Annotated in this window: 15 protein-coding genes and 3 tRNA genes; 4 read left to right on the forward strand and 14 right to left on the reverse strand. The window is 41.9% G+C overall.

Annotated elements, in window-relative coordinates; genetic code table 11:
* Positions 1 to 25 precede the first annotated feature (25 nt).
* Together tcdA and mltA are read right to left on the reverse strand one after the other, a co-directional pair.
* Positions 26 to 844 (reverse strand): tRNA cyclic N6-threonylcarbamoyladenosine(37) synthase TcdA, encoded by an 819-nt coding sequence (tcdA, locus tag M1E93_RS15185; RefSeq protein ID WP_014657670.1) that lies wholly within the window; start codon positions 842 to 844, stop codon positions 26 to 28.
* 21 nt (positions 845 to 865) lie between these two features.
* Positions 866 to 1,957, reverse strand: a complete 1,092-nt coding sequence (mltA, locus tag M1E93_RS15190) for a murein transglycosylase A (protein WP_004924922.1) — start codon at positions 1,955 to 1,957, stop codon at positions 866 to 868.
* A gap of 339 nt (positions 1,958 to 2,296) precedes the next feature.
* Between mltA and M1E93_RS15195 the strand changes: the two genes are divergently transcribed.
* From M1E93_RS15195 to M1E93_RS15205, 3 genes are all read left to right on the forward strand, one after another.
* Positions 2,297 to 2,373 (forward strand) — tRNA-Met (locus tag M1E93_RS15195).
* A gap of 31 nt (positions 2,374 to 2,404) precedes the next feature.
* Positions 2,405 to 2,481, forward strand: a tRNA-Met gene (locus M1E93_RS15200).
* Between the two features lie 29 nt (positions 2,482 to 2,510).
* Positions 2,511 to 2,587: transfer RNA gene (locus tag M1E93_RS15205), tRNA-Met, on the forward strand.
* Positions 2,588 to 2,683: 96 nt separating this feature from the next.
* On the opposite strand, the gene amiC is transcribed toward M1E93_RS15205, so the two are convergent.
* The gene (amiC, locus tag M1E93_RS15210; RefSeq protein WP_014657669.1) at positions 2,684 to 3,934 is read right to left on the reverse strand and encodes an N-acetylmuramoyl-L-alanine amidase AmiC; all 1,251 of its coding nucleotides are present in this window, start codon (positions 3,932 to 3,934) and stop codon (positions 2,684 to 2,686) included.
* A gap of 246 nt (positions 3,935 to 4,180) precedes the next feature.
* Between amiC and argA the strand changes: the two genes are divergently transcribed.
* The gene (gene argA, locus M1E93_RS15215) at positions 4,181 to 5,524 is read left to right on the forward strand and encodes an amino-acid N-acetyltransferase (RefSeq protein WP_163762162.1); all 1,344 of its coding nucleotides are present in this window, start codon (positions 4,181 to 4,183) and stop codon (positions 5,522 to 5,524) included.
* 53 nt (positions 5,525 to 5,577) lie between these two features.
* Here the strand turns inward: argA and M1E93_RS15220 are convergent, their stop codons facing one another.
* From M1E93_RS15220 to lgt, 11 genes are all read right to left on the reverse strand, one after another.
* A complete protein-coding gene (locus M1E93_RS15220) occupies positions 5,578 to 6,147 on the reverse strand; it encodes a hypothetical protein (RefSeq protein ID WP_004924935.1) in 570 nt (189 codons plus the stop codon).
* A 50-nt stretch (positions 6,148 to 6,197) separates the two neighbouring features.
* On the reverse strand, positions 6,198 to 8,054 hold the full coding sequence (gene recD, locus M1E93_RS15225) for an exodeoxyribonuclease V subunit alpha (protein WP_169342218.1): 1,857 nt from the start codon (positions 8,052 to 8,054) through the stop codon (positions 6,198 to 6,200).
* Positions 8,054 to 11,662, reverse strand: a complete 3,609-nt coding sequence (gene recB, locus M1E93_RS15230; RefSeq protein ID WP_174822175.1) for an exodeoxyribonuclease V subunit beta — start codon at positions 11,660 to 11,662, stop codon at positions 8,054 to 8,056. Before recB ends, recD begins: the two co-directional genes overlap by 1 nt.
* A gap of 5 nt (positions 11,663 to 11,667) precedes the next feature.
* Positions 11,668 to 14,565: a pitrilysin gene (ptrA, locus tag M1E93_RS15235; protein WP_104873263.1), complete on the reverse strand. Its 2,898-nt coding sequence runs from the start codon at positions 14,563 to 14,565 to the stop codon at positions 11,668 to 11,670.
* A gap of 18 nt (positions 14,566 to 14,583) precedes the next feature.
* Positions 14,584 to 17,958 carry an exodeoxyribonuclease V subunit gamma gene (recC, locus tag M1E93_RS15240; RefSeq protein ID WP_104873262.1) on the reverse strand — a complete coding sequence of 1,125 codons (3,375 nt, stop codon included), beginning with the start codon at positions 17,956 to 17,958 and terminating at the stop codon, positions 14,584 to 14,586.
* Positions 17,936 to 18,313, reverse strand: coding sequence for a prepilin-type N-terminal cleavage/methylation domain-containing protein (locus tag M1E93_RS15245; RefSeq protein ID WP_004924951.1), 378 nt, complete (start codon positions 18,311 to 18,313; stop codon positions 17,936 to 17,938). Before M1E93_RS15245 ends, recC begins: the two co-directional genes overlap by 23 nt.
* Positions 18,310 to 18,753, reverse strand: a complete 444-nt coding sequence (locus M1E93_RS15250; RefSeq protein WP_060561235.1) for a YgdB family protein — start codon at positions 18,751 to 18,753, stop codon at positions 18,310 to 18,312. Before M1E93_RS15250 ends, M1E93_RS15245 begins: the two co-directional genes overlap by 4 nt.
* Complete coding sequence (locus M1E93_RS15255; RefSeq protein WP_004924958.1) at positions 18,750 to 19,337, reverse strand: prepilin peptidase-dependent protein; 588 nt, start codon at positions 19,335 to 19,337, stop codon at positions 18,750 to 18,752. The genes M1E93_RS15250 and M1E93_RS15255 overlap by 4 nt, the downstream gene beginning before the upstream one ends.
* Before the next feature lie 9 nt (positions 19,338 to 19,346).
* Positions 19,347 to 19,832: a prepilin-type N-terminal cleavage/methylation domain-containing protein gene (locus M1E93_RS15260; protein WP_004924961.1), complete on the reverse strand. Its 486-nt coding sequence runs from the start codon at positions 19,830 to 19,832 to the stop codon at positions 19,347 to 19,349.
* A 268-nt stretch (positions 19,833 to 20,100) separates the two neighbouring features.
* Positions 20,101 to 20,952, reverse strand: a complete 852-nt coding sequence (locus M1E93_RS15265) for a thymidylate synthase (protein WP_004924967.1) — start codon at positions 20,950 to 20,952, stop codon at positions 20,101 to 20,103.
* A 182-nt stretch (positions 20,953 to 21,134) separates the two neighbouring features.
* Positions 21,135 to 22,037 (reverse strand): prolipoprotein diacylglyceryl transferase, encoded by a 903-nt coding sequence (gene lgt, locus M1E93_RS15270; RefSeq protein ID WP_004924969.1) that lies wholly within the window; start codon positions 22,035 to 22,037, stop codon positions 21,135 to 21,137.
* Positions 22,038 to 22,048 lie beyond the last annotated feature (11 nt).

Consider the following 22,048-nt stretch of genomic DNA (forward strand, 5'->3'; position numbering starts at 1 on the left):
TGTACTAGAGGCTATGAAAATAGCCTCAGCTTTTGAGCGAATTTTCCCGCTCTAATTTTGCGACCATCTTCTTCAGAGCATGTGATACTGCAATAAAACCAAAACTTGCTGTCACCATCGTTGCCGCCCCAAAGCCTGAAGCGCAATCCATTCTTTTAGAGCCGTCAGCGGTACTTTTAGCCGCACAGACGGAGCCATCACTTTGCGGATAAACTAATTGCTCTGTTGAAAATACGCAGTCTATGCCTAATTTACCTTTGCTATTTTTAACAACATTAAAATCGGATTTCAGGCGCTCACGTAATTTTGCGGCAAGGGGATCTTGGATCGTTTTCGCTAAGTCTGTTACTTGGATCTGCGTTGGGTCGATTTGCCCTCCTGCGCCCCCTGTCGTTACAACGGGGATTTTATAACGCCGACAGTAGGCCAACAGAGCCGCCTTCGGCCTGACACTATCGATGGCATCAATAACATAATCAAACCCCGTAGAGAGCAGCTCAGCCACATTATCTACGCTCACAAAATCATCCACGATATTCACAACGCATTCAGGATTTATTTCTAAAATCCGTGCTTTCATGACTTCAACTTTTGGCTGACCCACTGTGGATTTAAGTGCATGTAACTGACGATTGGTATTAGTGATACAGATATCATCCATATCAATCAGGGTAATCTGCCCTATTCCCGTCCGTGCGAGTGCTTCCGCAGCCCAAACGCCGACGCCCCCAATCCCAATAACACAAATATGAGAACGAGCAAAAAGTGATAGCGCTTGCTGTCCATAAAGACGTCCGATCCCAGCAAAACGCTGCATCCAAGCATCTGAAAGCTTAGTTTGCATAGTAAATAGTAACCTTAATAACTACATATGACCGAAAAGTGGCTGGCTCTTTTTCAACACCCACACTCTTCCGTAATGATTATAAAAACCGGCCATTCTACCTGCTTCATGACCTGTTCCATGATAGATATCGAAATGATGTCCTTTAATTGCACCACCAACATCTAGGGCAATCATCATACGCATTTCATAGCGTCCCGTAAATTTCCCTGCATTATCAAGTACAGGTATTTCTGCTAATAGCGCTGTGCCTGGCGGAATAAGTGTTTTATCCGATGCGACTGATGCTTTAGCAATTAACGGTACTGCACTAGCGCCTCTGACAGGAACAAATGATTGTGGTTTGAAGAAAACAAAGGAAGCATTTTGTTCGAGTAATTCGCGCACTTCTTGTTCGCTATGGCTATTCGCCCAATCGTGGATCGCTTGCAGTGACATTTTCTCTAACGGCACTTCACCACGATCGACAAGCACTTTACCTATGCTCTTATAAGCATGCCCATTTTTCCCCGCATAACCAAAGAAATTCAGCGGGCTACCATCACCAAAATCCACATAGCCGCTACCTTGAACTTCCATCATAAAGTTATCCATGGCGGAGTTACTGTAGGCTAGAATGAGTTTATCGCTTAAAGCACCATTGTATATCGCGGCTCGGCTGGGGAGGCGTTTTTTCCCTTTAGGTGGCATTGCATAAAGTGGGTGCTGAAATTCCCCCTGTTTGGTACGGCGAGCTTGGATAACCGGCGTGTAATACCCAGTAAATTGTACGTTACCATAATTATCCACCCCTTCCATTTGAAAGGCGGTTAAGTTGAAACTCGCCAGTTTTTTAGGATCTCCCCCTGCAACTAGCCAGTTTTCAATCGCATGATAGGTATCATTGTTACCTTGAAACAAACGCGGTGACGCATTCTTGATTTCATTAACTTGCCGATAAAAATCTTGTGAATTGATTGGGCGCCCTTGAACATTTACTTGGCTTACTTGCTGAAGATCTTGCTTTAAACGTCCATCTTTATACTGCTGCCCTTGATCTGTCGGGTGAGATTGACAGCCAACAAGTAAAGATACAAACGCACCTGCTACACACCATTTTTGCCATAATTTCATGTTATACCGCCCACTCCAATCCAATATGAAGCGCACAATAGCAAACCCACATAAAGAATGAAACGGCTAAAAATACTTACTCTCCTATCGCCGTACAAATTGTGGACTTATTACTGGTTATTATTTTTCCCCGCAATGGATAATTCACATTTATTTTTTATCATCGACTCTAAAAAAAGGATTTAGCCTATTGCCTGTTAATCAATCTCACCGCTCCATTAAAATGATTAATATTTGACCATTGAGTGTATATTTTGTTCTATCTATGCGGAAATTTGAAAAAAATACACAAAAAAACTTGCATCAGATCTCATCCCGAGTATAGTGCCCGCTATCGGACGCGGGGTGGAGCAGCTTGGTAGCTCGTCGGGCTCATAACCCGAAGGTCGTCGGTTCAAATCCGGCCCCCGCAACCAATCTTCAAATTAGTATCAAAAATATTTCAGGCGCGGGATGGAGCAGCCTGGTAGCTCGTCGGGCTCATAACCCGAAGGTCGTCGGTTCAAATCCGGCTCCCGCAACCAATATCCCCTGTTATATTTACCTCTTCAGTCGCGGGGTGGAGCAGCTTGGTAGCTCGTCGGGCTCATAACCCGAAGGTCGTTGGTTCAAATCCGGCCCCCGCAACCAATTCTTATTTTTCCTATTAAATCAATGCAATAATAAAAAAGGCAACTCACTTTTCAGCCAGTCACCTTTTCTAATTTATCGATTTTATTCTAGCGACTAATTTCTAATCGCTAATTCGCCGCCATTACGAAAATAGGCTTTAATCCCTTGGAAGATAGATTCCGCCATCTGCTGCTGGAACTTCGCGGTTTTCAATTTACGCTCTTCTTCTAAGTTACTGATAAAGGCTGTTTCAACCAAGATTGAAGGGATCTCCGGCGCCTTCAATACCGCAAAGCCTGCCTGATCAACTTTATTTTTATGTAGCCGATTGACTTTGCCCATGCGCTTTAAAACCTCATCACCAAATTTGAGGCTGTCATTAATGGTTGCTGTTTGCACTAAATCAAGCATGGTATGGTCAAGGTAAACATCACCACTTTTGCTCACCCCACCAATTAAGTCAGCCTCGTTCTGTGTCTGAGCGAGGTAACGAGCGGTATTACTGGTGGCACCTTTAGTCGATAAGGCAAACACAGATGAACCGTGAGCTGAGCGATTGGTAAAGGCATCAGCGTGAATCGAAACAAACAAGTCTGCCTGCATTTTTCGAGCCTTAGCGACCCTAACCTTCAATGGAATAAATACATCCTCGTTACGAGTCATATAGGCACGCATTTTGGGATCTTTATCGATTAACGCTTTCAAACGGCGAGCGATTTGTAAAACCACATCTTTTTCTCGCGTTTTGTATTTCCCCATTGCGCCGGGATCTTCCCCCCCATGCCCTGGGTCAATCATAATAATAATGGGGCGATCTCGACCTGCTTTACCCGGTTTCTTCGCCTGAGCAGGCATTTTCTCTTCTAAATCGCCTTTATTATAATCTTCCAATAAGGCAAGCAATGGATCGTCCGATGTTTCTACCCCTTTACCCGGATAGAAATCTAACACCAAACGGTTTTTAAATTCAGCAACGGGCGCGATAGTAAAAATCTGTGGGCTGACTTTATTTTTGACTTCAAAAACAAGACGCACTGTTTTTGGATCAAACTGCCCGACCCGTACTAATTTTAAATGCGGGTCGCGAGATTGGATTTGAGTTCCCATCTGCTTCAGAATGTTGTTCAGCTGTACCCCTTCCAAATCGATAACGATGCGTTCAGGGTTATGCAGTACCAACTGGCGATATTTTAATGGAGCACTCGATTCTAGCGTCACGCGCGTATAACTTGATGCAGGCCAGATACGTACTGCGATCACATTTGTATTCGCAGCAAAGCCAAATGGGCTGACACTAAGCAACATAACCGCTGCCGCTCCTTGTAAAAGGCGGCGTTTAGATGGACAGTGATCTGGGTGACTCATCAATAATTCCGAACCTAAAACTGAATATCAGGTGATTTTAGAACAAAAGCCAAATAGAGGCCAGAAACATAAACTCTAGCGAATCATTCGCATACTGTCATCAAGAATACACATTTAAATATAGAGATATGTAAACCCAAATAATAAAAATGTTACAAGTCTTATCCTATATTTTGCTTGATATTTATCGCTAAAAAGAATAAAAATACATTAATAGCGAATAAAAATTCAGTTAAGAGGGTGGTTATGAAAGAGCGCAGCACCGAATTGGTAGATGAGTTTCGCCATTCGGTTCCTTATATCAATGCCCACCGCGGCAAAACATTTATTATTATGCTTGGTGGAGAAGCAATTGCGCATGAGAATTTTCCGAGTATTATCAATGATATAGGGTTATTACATAGTCTTGGTATCCGCATTATCGTAGTTTACGGCGCTCGCCCTCAAATCGAAGATATTTTAGCCGAGCATAATTATGAGGCTGTTTATCATAAACATACCCGCGTAACGGATGCGAATACACTTGAATACGTTAAGCAAGCCTCTGGTGCCTTATTACTTGATATTACGGCTCGTTTATCGATGAGTCTGAGTAACACACCTTTACAAGGCGCTCATATTAGTGTTGTCAGCGGTAACTTTGTGATCGCGCAACCACTCGGTGTGGATGATGGCGTTGATTACTGCCATAGCGGGCGTATCCGCCGCATTGATGAAGATGCTATCAATAAACAACTGGATAATGGCTCTATCGTACTTATTGGTCCGGTTGCCGTGTCTGTTACTGGTGAAAGTTTTAATCTCACTTCTGAGGAAATAGCCACTCAACTCGCAGTGAAAATGAAGGCTGAAAAGTTAATCGGCTTTTGTTCTTCACAAGGAGTCGCTGATAAAGATGGCAATATTTTATCAGAATTATTTCCCGATGAAGCCGAAGATAGGATCCAAGAGCTGGAATCCGAAGGGGATTATTATTCAGGTACTGTGCGCTTTTTACGTGGCGCGGCGAAAGCTTGCCGCCGCGGTGTTCGTCGCAGCCATTTATTAAGTTATCAAGAAGATGGCTCGCTAATCCAAGAGCTCTTTTCGCGCGATGGCATTGGTACGCAAATTGTCATGGAAAGCGCCGAACAAATCCGTCGTGCTAATATTAATGATATCGGCGGTATTCTTGAGTTAATTCGCCCTCTTGAGCAGCAAGGCATCCTTGTAAGACGTTCACGGGAGCAACTTGAGATGGAAATCGATAAATTTACGATCATTGAACGAGATAACTTAGTGATTGCTTGTGCGGCTCTCTACCCTTACCCCGAAGAAAAACTGGGGGAAATGGCTTGTGTCGCCGTGCATCCTGACTACCGTAGCTCTTCGCGGGGAGAAGAACTTTTACATCGAGTTTCCCTACAGGCTAAGCAATTAGGGTTAGCAAAGCTATTTGTTTTAACCACACGTAGTATTCATTGGTTCCAAGAAAGGGGCTTTATTCCCGCAGAGATTGAGATGTTGCCATTGAAAAAACAGGCGCTATATAACTACCAACGCCGTTCTAAAATTTTGATGCTAGATTTACATGCAAAAGCCGATAAATAGGCTTTAGCTCGACTAACCTGACAATTTACTTACTGTCAGGTTAGTCAATCAACCTAGGCGATTTGTACCACTCTTGATTTTTGGCATAGCGGTATGCTATCGATTAAAGGTTGTAGCAGTGATGACATTTCGGCAAATGATGCGCCATAGAAATAGAACGCTGTTTCTGTAGGGCCTTCCCACACACCATGGATCGCACCAATATCTTCTACAGCCTCGTCTAATTTATCGAAAATATCGTTAATATCGCTATTTTCATAAACTTCGTCGGGCAAATCAGTACCATTTAAATAAAGGGCTAACCCTTCTTCATCACCAAATTCAATCACAATGTCTTCACCATGAATAACTAAACGTGATCCTTTCGGCGCCAACATGGATGAAAACAATTGAATAATTAAGCTGATATTTTCATCATTCGCCTCTGCAACAGATAACTCAATATCACACTCATCAATTTCACCATTGTCTGAAAGTAACGTGCCACCACCTGTCACATGAATATCTTTTTCCATACTTTGCATAACATGCATAAAGGCATCTTCTAAGTCTGCACGTCTTTCTGGCTGAATTCTCGCTTTAAGTGTGACTGTTATTGCCGTCGTTGTTGGCTGGGTATCCATATTATTACCTTTTGCATTTAAGTCTAATTATGTAGCCAAGGCTACTACGTTTATTTTACATTCATGAGCTGTATTGCTAAGCCACTACGTCGTTTCGTCGGTGTCTCAATGGCACGGCGTAAAATCTTAATCGTGCAATACAAAGAAAGTTCTTTTTTGGCGCGAGTTATTGCAGTATACACAAGCTCTCGAGTGACGACTGGTGAATATACCTTCGGTAGTACTAAGGCGGTATGAGCAAACTCTGAACCTTGTGATTTATGTACAGTCATTGCATATGCTGTTTCATGTAAAGGCAACCGATTAGGTTGGATCCCCTTAATTGAGCCATCGGGATACTGAAAATAAGCTCTAAGTGCCCCTTCTTCATCAGGCAGGATTATCCCTATATCGCCATTAAATAGCCCTAATGGACTATCATTTCGGCTGATCATAATTGGCCTACCTGCATAATGTTTATTTATTTGGTTTAATGGCCGATGAATAAGCCCCTGTCGATGAAGCAGTTTTTCTAATTTTTCGTTTATCCCTGTTACACCATATGGGCCATCTCTCAAAGCTGTCAACAAACGAAATTGATTAAATTTAAATAAAATCTCAGCCGGATCCTGTCTAGCTTTTACTGATAGAAGATAATCTCGATAGAAATTAGATGCCGCTATCAACATCTGTGCATAATCATCCTCACTTTCTTGTAAATAAGTATGCACGTCATTTAATGTGCTGTTTAATAACTTTTCAGCACGCTTGGTATCTCCATCATTAACCGCAAAAGCAAGCTGCCCGATACCCGAAGAAGCCGAAAAACGGTAACTTTTACGCAGTAGGCAGAGGCTATCTCTGATCAAAGGGCCTGTATTTGATGTAAAGTGATCGAGTGCGTATCCTGTCAGTTGAGCCAATTCTTGGGCACGTTGGGGGCTATATCCTTGATCCGCAAATTGGCAAATATCTCCAAGTACAGCCCCCGCTTCGACGGATGCTAATTGATCTTTATCCCCTAAAAAGATCAATTTGGCATTTACTGGCAAGGCTTCGATTAATTTACCCATCATGGGTAAATCCACCATGGAAGCCTCGTCAACAATCAAAATATCCAATGTTAATAAATTATCGCGGTGATAGCGGAATTGCTGGCTTTCAGGTTGTGCCCCTAATAGCCTATGCAGTGTTTTTGCCTGATTAGGCAACATATATCGCTCTTCATCGGTCAATGACAAGTCATCGAGTGCTGCCCCCAACGACTCTGTTAAACGTGCCGCAGCTTTACCTGTCGGCGCTGCTAATTCAATTTGAATACGTTGTTTATTCTCTACAGCCAATTTAACCAATGCCGCTAAAATTCGAGCAACTGTGGTTGTTTTCCCCGTGCCAGGCCCCCCTGAAATCACGGAAACTCGGCTAGTGACAGCCACTGCGGCAGCTATTTTTTGCCAGTCAATTTCATCACTTTGCGGGAAAAGAGCGTCTAATATTCCTTTAATGCGCAGAGCATCATATTGAGGTAGTCCGGTGTGTGAAAAGTAGTCTGAAACACTTTGCTCATATTGCCATAGCCGCTGAAAATATAAAAACTCCCCCGATAACACCAAGGGGGATAATTCACTTTCCCCCGCTAGGCAGACAAAAGGGGCATTTTTAACTAGGTAATAAATGGTTTCTGGATCAGGTGTACCTATTGCGTGCCAAAATTCGTCTGCAAGTTCAGGATGGCGCCCTGCAAACAGTTTTTCCTGACTGAAATCAGATAATGACAAGCAGACATGCCCCGCCATCGTCTCAGCACTCAATAATGCGGTAAGCAGTAATAATGTTGGGTTTTGCTCTTGTGTAATGTTATAAGCAAACTGGATATCAAGGGGAGTGAATAATCGCGCTTCGAGCGCTTTATTAAACAGCGCTTTCATCATGGCTCACTTCCCTCTTGTGCGTTACGAAATAGTTGGTCCAGTTCGTCGATAAATGCCTTTTCTGGCCGATAATAAAAAATACCATTTTTTGACTCTACCCGATCAATGCCACGAAGAAAGAGGTAATAGACGCCACCAAAATGAACATCATACTGATAGTTAGGTAATCGCTGTTTAAGGTAACGATGCAGCGCTAATGAATATAATTGATATTGAAGATCATAACGGTGGTCAATCATCGCTTCAGCCATCGCAGATTGCGTATAGCTAGCCGCATCATCACCGAGGTAATTTGATTTATAATCAAGGAGATAAAATTTCCCTTTCCATAAAAACGTTAAATCGATAAACCCTTTTAAAATACCTTGTACTTTTTCAAAATTAAGCGGAGGGCAAGCCGCAGATAGCGGATCATATCGATGAGTAATGCGATCAACATCTTCAGCTTGAAGCAAGTTATCAATAGGAAGATAAAACTGTAGTTCATCTAACATATCTTGAGGCGCTAATGCAGACAAGCATAAACCATCATCTGCCAGTGGCGCATCCACAATAGCCGCCAACCATGCCTGTAACATGTCAGCCCATTTGGTATCAAACCCTGCTCCTTGCAATTTCTCAACTAACCATTCAAGGGGGATCTCTTGTGAAAAGTCCATTTCTTCCATAAGTTCATGAAGAAAAGTTCCCGGTGCAGTTCCGCGGGGAAACAGATGTGGTGTCAACGTAAATTCATCGATTTCTGGTAAAGTGGCATCTAAGCTAGCTTCCACATCTATTTTAGGTGCCAGTGAGGTCGCAAGCTGCTCAGCACTTATCGCTTGCTCATTACCACTGCCACTATGACCACTGCTATAGCTCAACCCTGAATAACTGGTTACTCTCCAATGGTAGTCAAAGAAGCGAGTAATATCCCTAGCTGACAATGACTCATTATCATCTTGATCAAAAGACATTGAGATAGATTCTGTATACTCAATGCGCTCCACACTAATCGCTGTACCGGCAAGCTCTGCTAATCCTTTATTGAGTAAGCTAAAATCCCCCGCTTCCCCCTTTTGAATTAAATACCCCAAAGCAGATAAGTGTAGGTCGGTTTCACCACTTTTCTTGCGGTTACCTTTAATTATTGGCGCAATACCAACACTACAATGATAGATTGCACGTGTTAAGGCAACATAGAGTAGCCGTAAGTCTTCCGCCAAACGCTCTTCATCCGCAAGCGCAACGTTCTCTTCACTATCATCTAAGTCTAAATGAGTGCCGTAATTCTCCCTGTCATGGTACAGCGCCTTTGATTGTGGTAAAAAATTACTCGCAAATGGCAGCCAAACAATCTTGTATTCAAGGCCTTTTGATTTGTGGATGGTACTGATTTGAACTAGGTGTTTATCACTTTCTAAACGCATTTGCTGTGCGTTCGATTGATGATCAGGATGAGCAATTTGCTGTGTTAACCAACGCACTAATGTGTGCTCACCTTCTAATTGAAGAGACATCTCTTGAAGCAGTTCACCAATATGCATCAAATCCATTAAACGACGTTCACCTTCCACGGCAGAAAGCAATGATTCTGCAATATGGCGCTCCGCCATCAGAACCCGAAGCATCGGCAGAACCCCGCGCTTACGCCAAATTAGCGCGTATTGAGAAAACTCATCCACCAGCGCTTCCCATGCCTTTTCATCGTAATTTAGCGCATCAATCTCTTTGGCGTTTAGCCCTAAAGTTCCCGTTGCTAGTGCACTACGTAAAATACGCTCTTTTTCTGGCGACAGTACCGCTTGTAAGATCCATAAAAGGTCACGCGCTTCTTGGGTCGCAAAAACACTTTCTCTATTCGATAGGAAGACAGATGGGATACCCAACTGATTGAGCGCATCACGGATCAGTGTTGCTTCACGTCGGCTTCTCACCAAGACTGTAATATCAGCCGCAGAAACCGGATGTTGTTTTCCATCACTATGCTGAAATAAGCTTGTTCCCTCAGCTCCCCCTTGTAACCATTGACTGATCTGTGCGGCGCATTGTGATGCCATTGTTTGCTCATAATCAGCAATAGAAACCGCTTCTGCATCAATTTGCCAAAATGTTAGCGCTTTTACTGCTTGACCATGATGCTTTAATATCTTGCCCGCATTTTTGGCTGCAAAGTTGACAGGGTTAAATGGGATCTGCTCAAAAATAAAAGGTTTTTCGCAATGGCTAAAAATACGGTTAACAGCTTCAACCATTTGCTCGGAGGAGCGATGGTTAGTTTCTAGTGTATAGTGAGCACTAACCTGCTTTTTCGCTGCAATGTAAGTAAAAATATCAGCGCCGCGAAACGCATAAATAGCTTGTTTAGGGTCACCAATAAATAACAATGCACTATTTTCAACCTCATGATAAATCCGCTGAAAAATACGATATTGTTGAGGGTCGGTATCCTGAAACTCATCAATCATCGCAACAGGGAAACGCTGGCTAATGGCTTTAGCTAAGTAATCTCCGCCCTGCTTTTTTAATGCGTTATCTAAGCGAGTGAGCAAATCATCAAACCCCATTTCGCCTCTACTGTGTTTTTCTCGGGCAATGTTTTGCCTAACTTCTGTTATGGCAACGGGAATAATCAGATCTTTAATGGTTAGGGATTGCGAAAGAAGTTCATCAATGAGCGCGAATACCTCGTGCTCAGGGCCTGAGCCACTTTTCGATTTATCATGTAAGGCAGCTTGCGAAAACCGAATAATTTCTTTTGGCAGTTGGTAATCTTGTGTTTCTTCCTCTGCCCAGCGTGCCATTTTATCTAACCAGCTCGGTAAAAAGCGTGAGCTATAACTACGTTTATCAACATCTGAGCTAACAATCCGTTTTTCAATCTCAGAGCACCCTGCTAGCCATAAAGACTTCACTTGAGTAATGAGTTCGATTAAACGCTGGTGACGCTCTTCAAAGGTTTCTTTATTTGGCGTTTCATTAACTATGTATGGCATATCACCTTGTAAAAAAGGCTTAATATCCGCCAGTAGTGCTTCCGGACTATTCCATTGTGACAAAACAACTTTTGCCATTGAATAATCGAGTGGATAGAAATGACGCCGCCAAAAATCAGCACAAGCTTGCTTTTGAATCGGAAGTTCATCTTGGATCATCGTCTGTTCAAATAAAACGCCTGATTCAAAAGCATTGTGAACTAACATTCTCTGACAAAAGCCATGAATGGTATAAATCGCAGCTTCATCCATTTGACGCTCAGCGGTAAGTAACCAATTTATGGCAAACTCACGTTGCTCTGGTGTTGGAATTTGCGAGAGTAGCTCTAAATATTCCGGCTCTTTTTCGAAACCGACCCCATCACGGATACAAGCAAGGCGCATTTTATGAATTCGCTCACGTATACGCCCTCGTAATTCATTAGTTGCGGCTTCTGTAAATGTCACTACGAGAATTTCTTCAACTGTAAGAGGTCGGGGGAAAGCATTCTCCCCCCCTAACCCTAATAGTAAACGCAGATAGAGTATCCCTATCGTATAGGTTTTGCCTGTACCCGCAGAGGCTTCAATTAACCGTTGGCCTTGTAATGGTAACGAAAAAGCATCTAACAATTGGGAACTTATCTGCATTTTACTCACTTCGCATCTTCCTTAACTGGCAAGATTTTTTGAAATTCTGACGCATTCGGATAGAACACCCAGCCTTTTAGTGGTGCATATCCTGTTTTTTCATTGACATCTTGACCAATAACTTGAGATGCCAACGCTAACCCTTGACGTTTCATCACCGCTTTTTGGTAGTACTCAATCACTTGCTGCTGAGTCACTTTCTCAAATAACGCGAGTACTTTCTCTCGGGTATCGAACGTAAAAATATTGCGGTTAAAGTCTGAAGAATAACGTCCAACCTCTTCATAGAAAGTTTGTGGAGGTTGTTTCATTTCAGTAATAATCGATTGTTTATACTGTTCAAACTCTTGGGCTGGCAGTTTGTTCAGCTTATCGAGTGCAACTTGATAAAACTCTTGGTAACGAGAGTTCAAGTAGTCCGGTGTTTTTGCGTTACTTTGCAATAAGAAACCAATTCCCCACTGGTCACCTAACCCAACTTTGAAAGCAAAAACCGCATACCCAAGTTGCTCATTTGTTCTTAGTTGATCGTAAAACCAAGGCTGAATGATATTAGACAGAAGGCCAGACAATACCGCCCCTTCAATACGGCTGTAACCTTCAGGGATAAATATCTCTGCCAAAGCGTTATCTGTACTTTGAGCTTGGTGATGGAAATCCGCTAAATATGGTTTATCAACAACGACGATATCACCACGCCACCAATTTGTTCCTTTGCTCTTAAGTAACTTTTGGGCATCTTGGATCACTTTCACACTTTGTTTATCGGTTAAATTACCAATAACCATCGCCTGTAGCGCTGCACTATCCACAACTTTGCTACGATAATCTGTAATATCTTTTAGCGAAATGCTATCAAGCACTGATAACCGTTCTTCTTGCTCAAAATAAGGTACGGTATCGATACGACGCAGTGGTTGCATCGCTAATTCATAAGCTTTGGCATTATTAGCAACTTTAATTTGCTCCTGATACCAAGATTTCGCCTGAGCCAGTTCCCTTTCGGTAGGTTCAAAGCTGACATAAAGCTTGGTCATTGATAAAAACAACTCAGGTAAATGCTGTGTATAACCACTCGCATTAAACTGTAAGCCAAGTCCTTGGGAAACAGAAACAGACATCCCAGCAACGGATGCTTGGTATTGCAATTCATCCATTTTTAAAGAAGCGATATATTGCAGTAACGCGCCTGTCACTTGCGATTTAGCATCCTGCATCCCCTCTTTCGTTCTAAGAGATAAATTAATTGTTGCCTTCGGTTCGTCCGCGAAATATTGGCTAGGCATATAGAGCACTCGAGTGTTATCTGTTTGATAGATAAGCTCTGGGTGCTTATATGTCTTATCAACCTTAATTAATGACAAGTTATCAGGAATGTATGGGTTTAATTCAGGCAATCTAAATTTCATTTTAGATTCCAATTTATCCCATTGTGCTAACTGCTTTTCTGTAATTTTATCAACCTGATAAGGTGCATTCACAAAGTAAGCTTTTTTGTTATGAGGCTCATCCGGGCTAATAAACCAAATCCTCGCATCTTTTGCCGTTAATTCAGATAGACGAGCCTTAATGGCAGCAGGATCATACTTGTCAGCAATATAATCTGAGTCCAGTACATGCTTCACTGGTACATTGATCATTTGGTCTGATAACCACTCAATGTAATTCATATCTCTGACAATGGAGCCATAACGAAAAGAGAGATTCAGTACATTGGCAATTTCTTCAAAATAATTTTTATTAATACCGTCTTTTTTCAGTAAATCGATATAAGAGAAAACAGCCGCAATAATCTGATCGCGCTCTGCTAACCCTTTATCGGTTAACGTAATATAAATTGAGAAAACACCATCATTGCGATCTGCATTTGGTGTTGATGACGCACTGATCCCTTCGGCAAGCCCTTGAGATATTAACCAATCAGCAAGCGTACCTGGGCTGCGATTCCCAATTAGGTAACCAATATACTCATCACTTTTACTACGAAAGTCAGCCATATTGTTTTTTATACTAAACTCAAGCTGAATTGCTTTTTGTGGCTGAGCGGGAACATAGTGAATGATGATCCCCTTTTCGTTATCTGTAACGGCTGGCACATCTGTCGATGGTGCAGTGACTTGACGATCTGGGATGCGTCCAAAGGTTTCTGCTGCTATTTTAGCCAATGACTCTATAGACTGGTCGCCATAAAGCACACCATTCATCAAATTTGCAGAGTAGTATTGCTTATAAAAACCCACCAGCTCTGCTTGTAATTTACTGTTCGGTTTATCTTGTAGCGTCTCTAAGTTTCCACCGGAAAAACGTGAGTTCGGATGCTGAGGATTTAACGTTTCCGAACGAACCTGCCATAACCGCATGCCATCACGGGAGCGCGCCATCGTCAGTTCAGCATTGACCGCATTACGCTCTCTGTCTGCATTAGTTGGGTCGAGCAATGGATCTGCCAATGCATCAGCCAATCGATCGGTTGCTTGTTGAAGTGCACTATTTTCAACTTCCAAATAATAAGCAGTACGATGAGCGGCAGTACTTGCATTATGACTACCACCGTGTTTTTGCAAAAACTCAGACAAACTGCTTGGTTCTGGATATTTTTTAGATCCCATCAACACCATGTGTTCTAAATAGTGCGCTAACCCCAATTGACTATCTGGATTTTCTAGACTTCCAACAGGAATGGATACCGCCGCTAATGACTTTGTCGCTTTAGGATCGGACACCAATAGAACAACCATGCCATTATTTAACTTGATGGCTTGATAAATTCTTGGGTCATTTTCACTCTTATTGATAGTCTCAGGTAAAACTTGCCAAAGGGGTTGTGCGGCTACCGCTCCCCCCCAAGCCACTAAGGCCAACAACAAGAAAAATTGAGCGATACTTTTGGATAAACGTAGCATCCTTTAATGCTCCCCTTTTTATTTTAAATGTTCTGCCATTGGCAGAAGGTAACGCTGAGTATTTTCCAACAGCGCCTGAATTAAGTTCTGATCGATGTTTCTACAAACTCGTAAAACATAATCGTCTTCCATTTCACCTCTTTTCATTGAAGAACCTTGAAGACTTTGCATTAATGCGAACAGTGCTTTTTGCTGAATCTCCTCAGAAACAAAGTCATACTGTTTGCTCTTTTTATCAAAGCAAGCGGACAACCAGTTCCAACCGCTTTGATTTAACAATAATAGTGGTGAATTTAGCCCATCACAGTAACCTGTGATTAATTGCTCTAAGTATTTTTTCGCATCGTCTTGTTTTACACTAGAAAAGTGCCAAATGCTATTCTCTCTACCAAGCGCGATACTCTCACCTTCAGCGATAGCAAAATTAAATAATAAGTGTTCAACCCACAGCTGAACGCCATCATTTGCGGTTAAATAGGCAGGCCGATAGCGCAACACCCCTTTTTCATGAATATTCTTTAATACCCCATTAATTTTGATGCCATTAATTTGAATATCAATAACGTGATCAAATAGTTGTGCATTTTGCTCTTTAATCTTCTCCGCAAGTGGCGCAATATCCTTAACTTGCTGCTCCCAAAAAAGCTGACCAAATTGTTTTGCGGGTAACTGCCCCGCCGCCCTTAATGCCTGATATAAAGGTGCCGGATTCTCATCTTTAATGAGTAAGGCTAAAAGTCGCTCATTCACTTTATAGCGCTGTAACCTATCCAGAATAAAAGGTTCATCTTCTGGTAGCTCTGTTTCTTCAATCGTAAAATGAATTTTTAAGCGCTGCTGGAAAAAAGCCCTAATTGGGTGCCGATAGAAGCGTAACAGTTGTTCAATCGAAATATCGGTCACTGGCTCTCGTTCATCCAAGGTAGAGATAAATGATTTGTTCCCTTGAAAAGTTGTTTTGGCCGCTGGTAACCACTCACTCGCAAAGCTTTGATAGGGTGAATTAGCTATAAAGTTTTCTTTCGCAAATGGCACTCTATTGTGTTGGAACACCAAATGCTCTTTTAATTTTATCGCGCTGTCATCAATATTAAGGGCTTCATCGCCTTCCAGACAGAAACTCTGGCAAATATAATCTAACAACTCGGTAACCAATACCGATGGGTTACACACCTGATTATCCTGGATAGATAAGCCGATATAACTGATATAGAGCTGTTGTGCAGCTGAATTCAATGCTTCCAAAAACAGATAACGGTCATCATCCCTACGCTTCCTATCCCCTCTAGCTGGTTTTTCTGCCATTAAATCGAACCCTAATGGCGGAATTGTTCGAGGATAGATACCATCATTCATGCCTAGCAAGCAGACCACCTTAAAGGGCACTGAACGCATAGGCATTAGTGTACAAAAATTGATAGCTCCCGCTAAAAAGCGTTGGCTGATCTTCTCTTCATCGAAACAGACTGCCAATTCATCCCGAATTAAGCGTAAAGGCACCTGTTCATCATAGCCAGAGCCCTGCGCATTTTGGATAATTTTATGCCACTGCTCTGTAACAAGAGTAAGTACTAACTCAGCATCTCCGTCAACGTGAAAGAAGCTGTCAATTAGCTGCTGGCAAACCTCTTTCCACTCATCAAGAGTTCTTTCAACGTCTAGTAAGGTTCGCCATTCTTTTAGTGTATTCACTAATAAAGCGAGTTTACCTGCTAATTGAGCAGCTAAACCACTACTCTCATCATACGGTAGAACATCATGCCAAGGGCCATATCGACTGTCCATCGCATAACCTAACAGCATGCGACTTAAACCAAACTCCCAGGTATTTTGCCCTATCACTGGAAGCGATAAAGCGCGAACGTTATCATCATCCAATCCCCAGCGGATACCTGACTCATTAACCCACCTGCGTAACAAGCCTAATTCCCTTTCATCAATATCAAAGCGTGCAGCAAAAGCAGAGACCTCAAGTAATGTGAGTACTTGCTCCGTTGAAAAACGGCTTTGAGGCAGGTCGAGTAACAGTATAAATGCCTGTAAGATTGGGTGTGCTTGTAAGGCTTTTCTATCTGAAATAGAAAACGGGATATATCGCTTAGACGCGGTATTACCAAAGACGGCTTGGATAAATGGAGTATAACTATCAATATCCGAAACCATCACAATGATATCCCTCGGGGTCAATGAGGGGTCTTGTTCAAACAGCGCCAATAATTTGTCTTGTAAAACTTCCACTTCCCTTTGAGCACTGTGGCAAGAATGAAATGTGACGGATTGATCAGATAAGGTTAATACCCGCTTATTTTGACTTGTATTGTAATCCGTTAATGTGGTTCCTAGCTGAGCATGGTTTTCGAGATCTAAAATGTCTTGCTGCAAATGCTCTAGTAAACAACTACGAGCGGTATCCACAAATGCTGAAATTTCATTTGCACCATCGATTTGTGAAATAAAATAGAGGTTATCTCTCCCCAATTTTCCCCATGATGCCAGCAGTGGGTTCGCTAACTCTTGCTCTCCCTCTGCATTAAATAACCCTTGAGCATGCTCATCTATTTTAAAACGTGATATTTCATGCTTATCAATATAATGATGCAGTTTTCTTTTTTGAAGTTTTGCGAGAAAAGCGTGGCTATGGATATCCCCCCAATAGTAGCGGCAAGGGTTAGTAAACATTAAATGGATATCTGTGTGTTCTGCAATGGCATTCAATGCTTGCAGGTAAACAGGTGGTAATGAAGAGATACCGCAAATAAAAATGCGTTTTGGTAGAGCATCTCGTACGCCCTGAGTGGTGGACAATTTATCGATAAAGCTCTGATAAAGATTCGCTCGGTGCCATGGGGATTGCCCAAGAGAGTCAGTATAAGCAACTAACCGTAGCCATAACCGTTTCTGCCATAGCTGATTGGTTCCTAAACCATCAATAAGCTCATTTTGTTGCCATTTTTCAATCCACTGAGGCCGATATACTAAATATTGGTCAAATAGATCCGCGACACGCCCAGCAAGTTGATGTAGCTTACGTTTATCTAAGTCATTATGAAGGTAATGGCGTAGTGGCTCAAATTCATCTTCATCGATCACTTCAGGTAAGATTTTCATCAACTTCCATGTCATCGCCTGCTTAGTGTAAGCGCTCTCTTTTGGTATATCCGGTAATACCCGTCGAAACATATCCCAAATAAAGGTTGCCGGTAATGGATAATAAATATTCGCTGCTATTCCGAAGCGTTTTGCTAATTCTATCTGTAACCATTGAGACATACCGGGGCTTTGTACCAAGATTATCTCTTGTTCGAACGGGTGAGAAAGAGGCTCATTCTCCATTAAGTGAGCTATCAGTTCCTTTAACAGCTCTAACTGATTAGAATGATAAACCTGAAACATTGTTATCTCCTGTTCTACAAAACCAGCGGTTTAGAGAAAGTGCTTGCCTAGTCGTTGATAGGGTTACTTTGATATCACGACAACCATCTAATACGGTGAATGTCTGTGAGCTTAGCTGCCAATCGGGGTACATACCCCCTGAATTTTCAGGGATGGGCACCACACCCACCGTTGTGCGTTCCAAATTGCTCTGTAACTCTCTTAATGCTATTGAATTATGAAATATCCAATTGAAATTCAAGGTAATATATTGGCTGTAGTTTAACAGAGCAATTAACAAAATAGCAAAAACAACGAGGGCGATCATTGATTCTATTAATGCGAAACCTTCCTGTTGACTGGTGGGCGACCTCATGAACAAAATCCTTTTTGATTAACAGGGCAATAATCCAACCAACCTTTTATACGTGGCCTGACTTTTTGGGTTTTAGAGATAGGCGCGACCCAACGATAAACCGTCACATAGTGCCGCCCTTTATATAGACCTTTGCCCGATAAAACAAACTGCCCACTCTTATAATGTTTAATACAGCTCACCCACGTTTGAGTTGGTGGTCGTTGGCATTGCCAATTTGCCCCTCTGTACGTCGTTAACCGCCAAGATTGCTTTAACCCCCACGCTAGCGCTGATTCTGCTTGGTTAAAAGCTTCGATATAGTTTTTTTCACGAAAAAACTCATCACGGGCATTATCTTGATAAAAATGTAAGGTTTTTAATAATAATAACCCCATAGTCATCAACACAATGACCATGACTAACGCAATGTTTCCTCTTTGCTCCCTAACTCGCCTCATCGTAAGTTTCTCAGCAAAACAGCGGTACGATAATGCAGCACTTTGTGAGGCAAATGAGGGCTTTCAATATCAAGGCTCATTTCAAGTATTGATTGTGATTGATCCCAAGTAAATCTCATTGAATTCACTTTAATCATTAAGGGGTCAAACAAGGATAACCACCGATTGCCATCACAATCCATCACATTACGGTTTGACTCTAATTTTCTATCATTGAGCCGGTAACCAAAAAAATCAGACTCCTTATTTCTGCCTCTGACAGGTCTCCATGTACCTGATAAATTTTGGTCGTAAGCGAAAATAATGCAGGAATTAGGGTGACGACCTAAAAATTTAGCACCGATCTTGATAGGCTCTCCTTGGCAAGAGAAACTACTACAATAGCCAATACGCCTAAAATCCTTTTCCATATTAATAAGCACCTGCCTAACCTCCCTATCCACCTGATACTGAATATAAGATTGGTGAGTCTGTTTAAACAAATTCGGGAGAACAGCAATGGCAGCAAGACAAACTAAGCTACTGATAGCCATTGCTATCAATGTTTCAACTAAGGAAAAACCGTGTTGTTCATTGATTTTCATAAGAGAAACTCAACAACGCGGAATTCCAGTCAGTTTATCATTGCTACACACCCTGATCCGCCCCATCGCTGACATGAATACCGTGATCTGCCCAAAATCATTTTTCAATTCAAGACGAAAAGAGTGGCTAGTCCCTTGCTTCCCATAAAAATCAACAGATAAACGAGAAGCCGTTTTAATTTCAATGCCTTCAAATTGGGTCGATGCTAATGCTGCAATGGATTTTCTAGCTCCGGCCTCTTTGATGCTTAACGTCCATTCTCCTTGAGAGAGTGCTATCGATAAAATGCGATGTCGATTTAAATAAACACTCTCCATCAAATGACGGTAAATAAATACGGTAACCTGCCGTGCAGCATCAATTAAGCGTAACTTTTGCTGTTGTTGCTGCCAGTTATATAACGCGGGCAACAAAGCTAAAGAACAAATAAATAACACCACTAAAAGCTCAATGAGCGTGAAGCCTTTCTCTCCTTTCACTATTCGAATTTCCATATATCGCCGCCATTATCTTCGCAAAATGTGCACTTAATATTGTCGACGATGGCAAATAAAAACAGCGTGATTAGTTCACTCTACATAGCCTTTCGCAAACTATCATGAAATTCATAATAGCTGTTTCGTTATTTTAGGAAGCGCTTCGCAAAAAATGATGAGGGCGAAAAAAAGAGGTAACAAACTGAATTCGGAAAAGGTAAAAAAAACCAAGGCGCGGTTCAAAATGACCATACGCCTTGGTTTATCAACGTATCTCTAGGTTGCGTTATACCGTAAATGGATACTTGATAGCTTCGTGGCACTGATACCCCTCTAGGGTGAAGTCATCAGTGCTAACCCAAGTTTCAATATCTTCCAACGTTTTAATTTGAGGGTTTATCGATAATGAAGGCAAAGGGAAAGGTTCACGCTTCAACTGTACATCACGCATCAATGGCAATTGGTTTTCATAAATATGCGCATTCACAATTTTATGGTACGCCTTACCTGCTTTATGACCCGTAATTCGTGCCATTAATGCCAATAATACAAAGCACTGCACTTGGTTAAAGTTTAAACCTAGTGGTACATCACAACTACGTTGATAAGAGGTCAAATGGAGGGTATCACCTAATAATGAAAATGTATGGGTGTGCATGCAAGGACGCAGACACCCCATTTCAAATTCACCGGGGTTATAAAAAGTAATGATTTCAGCGCGGTCATCAATACCATTTTTTAGGTTATTAACTACCTTTTTAAGCTGATCAAGGTGTGAGCCATCAGGACGTTGCCAAGAGCGACCTTGGACACCGTATACACGCCCCATATCATCTTCACCTTTTCGATGGGGATTATTTAGCCATGCTTGGTTTTCATTGGCATTAGCATTCCATGTATTACAGCCAATTTCACGAAACTGAGCAGCGCTATCATAGCCACGTAGGTAGCCTAATAGCTCGGCAATAGCTGCCTTATAAAAGCTTTTTCGGGTCGTGATTAATGGAAACTGGTTATTCGCAACATCATATTCCAGATCAGCATTAATCACAGTTAAACAACGTACCCCCGTACGTTTATTTTCAACCCACTGGCCTTCATCAATGATGCGCTGACATAACTCAAGATACTGCTTCATAATCACTCTCTTACTCAATAGGCTACAAAATTGCCGATAACTGTAACCTTATAATATTAATAGATTTTAACTAACGCGAAGTACCGCTTGGCGGCAAATAAATCAACCATTCAGGTTGTGGCTAATGTGAGGAAACTTAGCCGACAACCTAACTACTTGGAGTATGACAACCCTATATTGATTTATTTACTTGGCTGCTGCTCTTTATTATCAGGCTTATGTGCGGGAACATTTTTACCATACTTATATGCCCAAATGATCATCAACACACCAATAATAATCATCGGTATTGATAAAATTTGGCCCATACTGATCCCACTGAATAAGCCTAGCTGAGCATCAGGCTGCCTAAAGAACTCAACGATAATGCGGAATGCACCATAACCAATTAAGAATAAACCTGAAACACTGCCCATTGGGCGAGGTTTACGGACAAATAAGTTAAGGATAAGGAATAACACAACGCCTTCTAAAAACATCTCATAAAGTTGAGATGGGTGGCGAGGAAGCACGCCATACTGCTCTAGAATAGGGATTAATGAAGGGTCTTGTGCCGCAAGTTGAATATCTTCACTACGGGAATTAGGGAATAAAAATGCCCATGGGGTATCAAGTGTTACACGCCCCCACAACTCACCATTAATAAAGTTACCTATCCGCCCCATGCCAAGACCAAATGGGATCAGTGGAGCAACAAAATCTGAAACTTGCAAAAAACGACGGCGTGTACGATGCGCAAACCACATCATTGCACAAATAACACCAATTAAGCCGCCATGGAACGACATGCCGCCATCCCAAACCTTAAATAAATAAAGGGGGTCATCTAAAAATACAGGAAGGTTGTAGAAGAAAACATAGCCGAGTCTTCCACCGACAAAGACACCTACAAAGCCAATATAGAGTAAGTTCTCAACCTCATTTTTTGTCCAACCGCTATTTGGTTTGCTTGCACGGCGGCTAGCAAGCCACAATGCGAAAACAAACCCTACAAGATACATAAAACCATACCAGTGTAGTGATACTGGCCCAATTGAGAACATTACGGGATCAATTTCCGGAAATGCTAAGTAGCTGTTACTCATCGTTCCCCACT

The organism is Providencia sp. PROV272, from assembly GCF_049901975.1.
GTDB classification, from domain to species: domain Bacteria; phylum Pseudomonadota; class Gammaproteobacteria; order Enterobacterales; family Enterobacteriaceae; genus Providencia; species Providencia stuartii.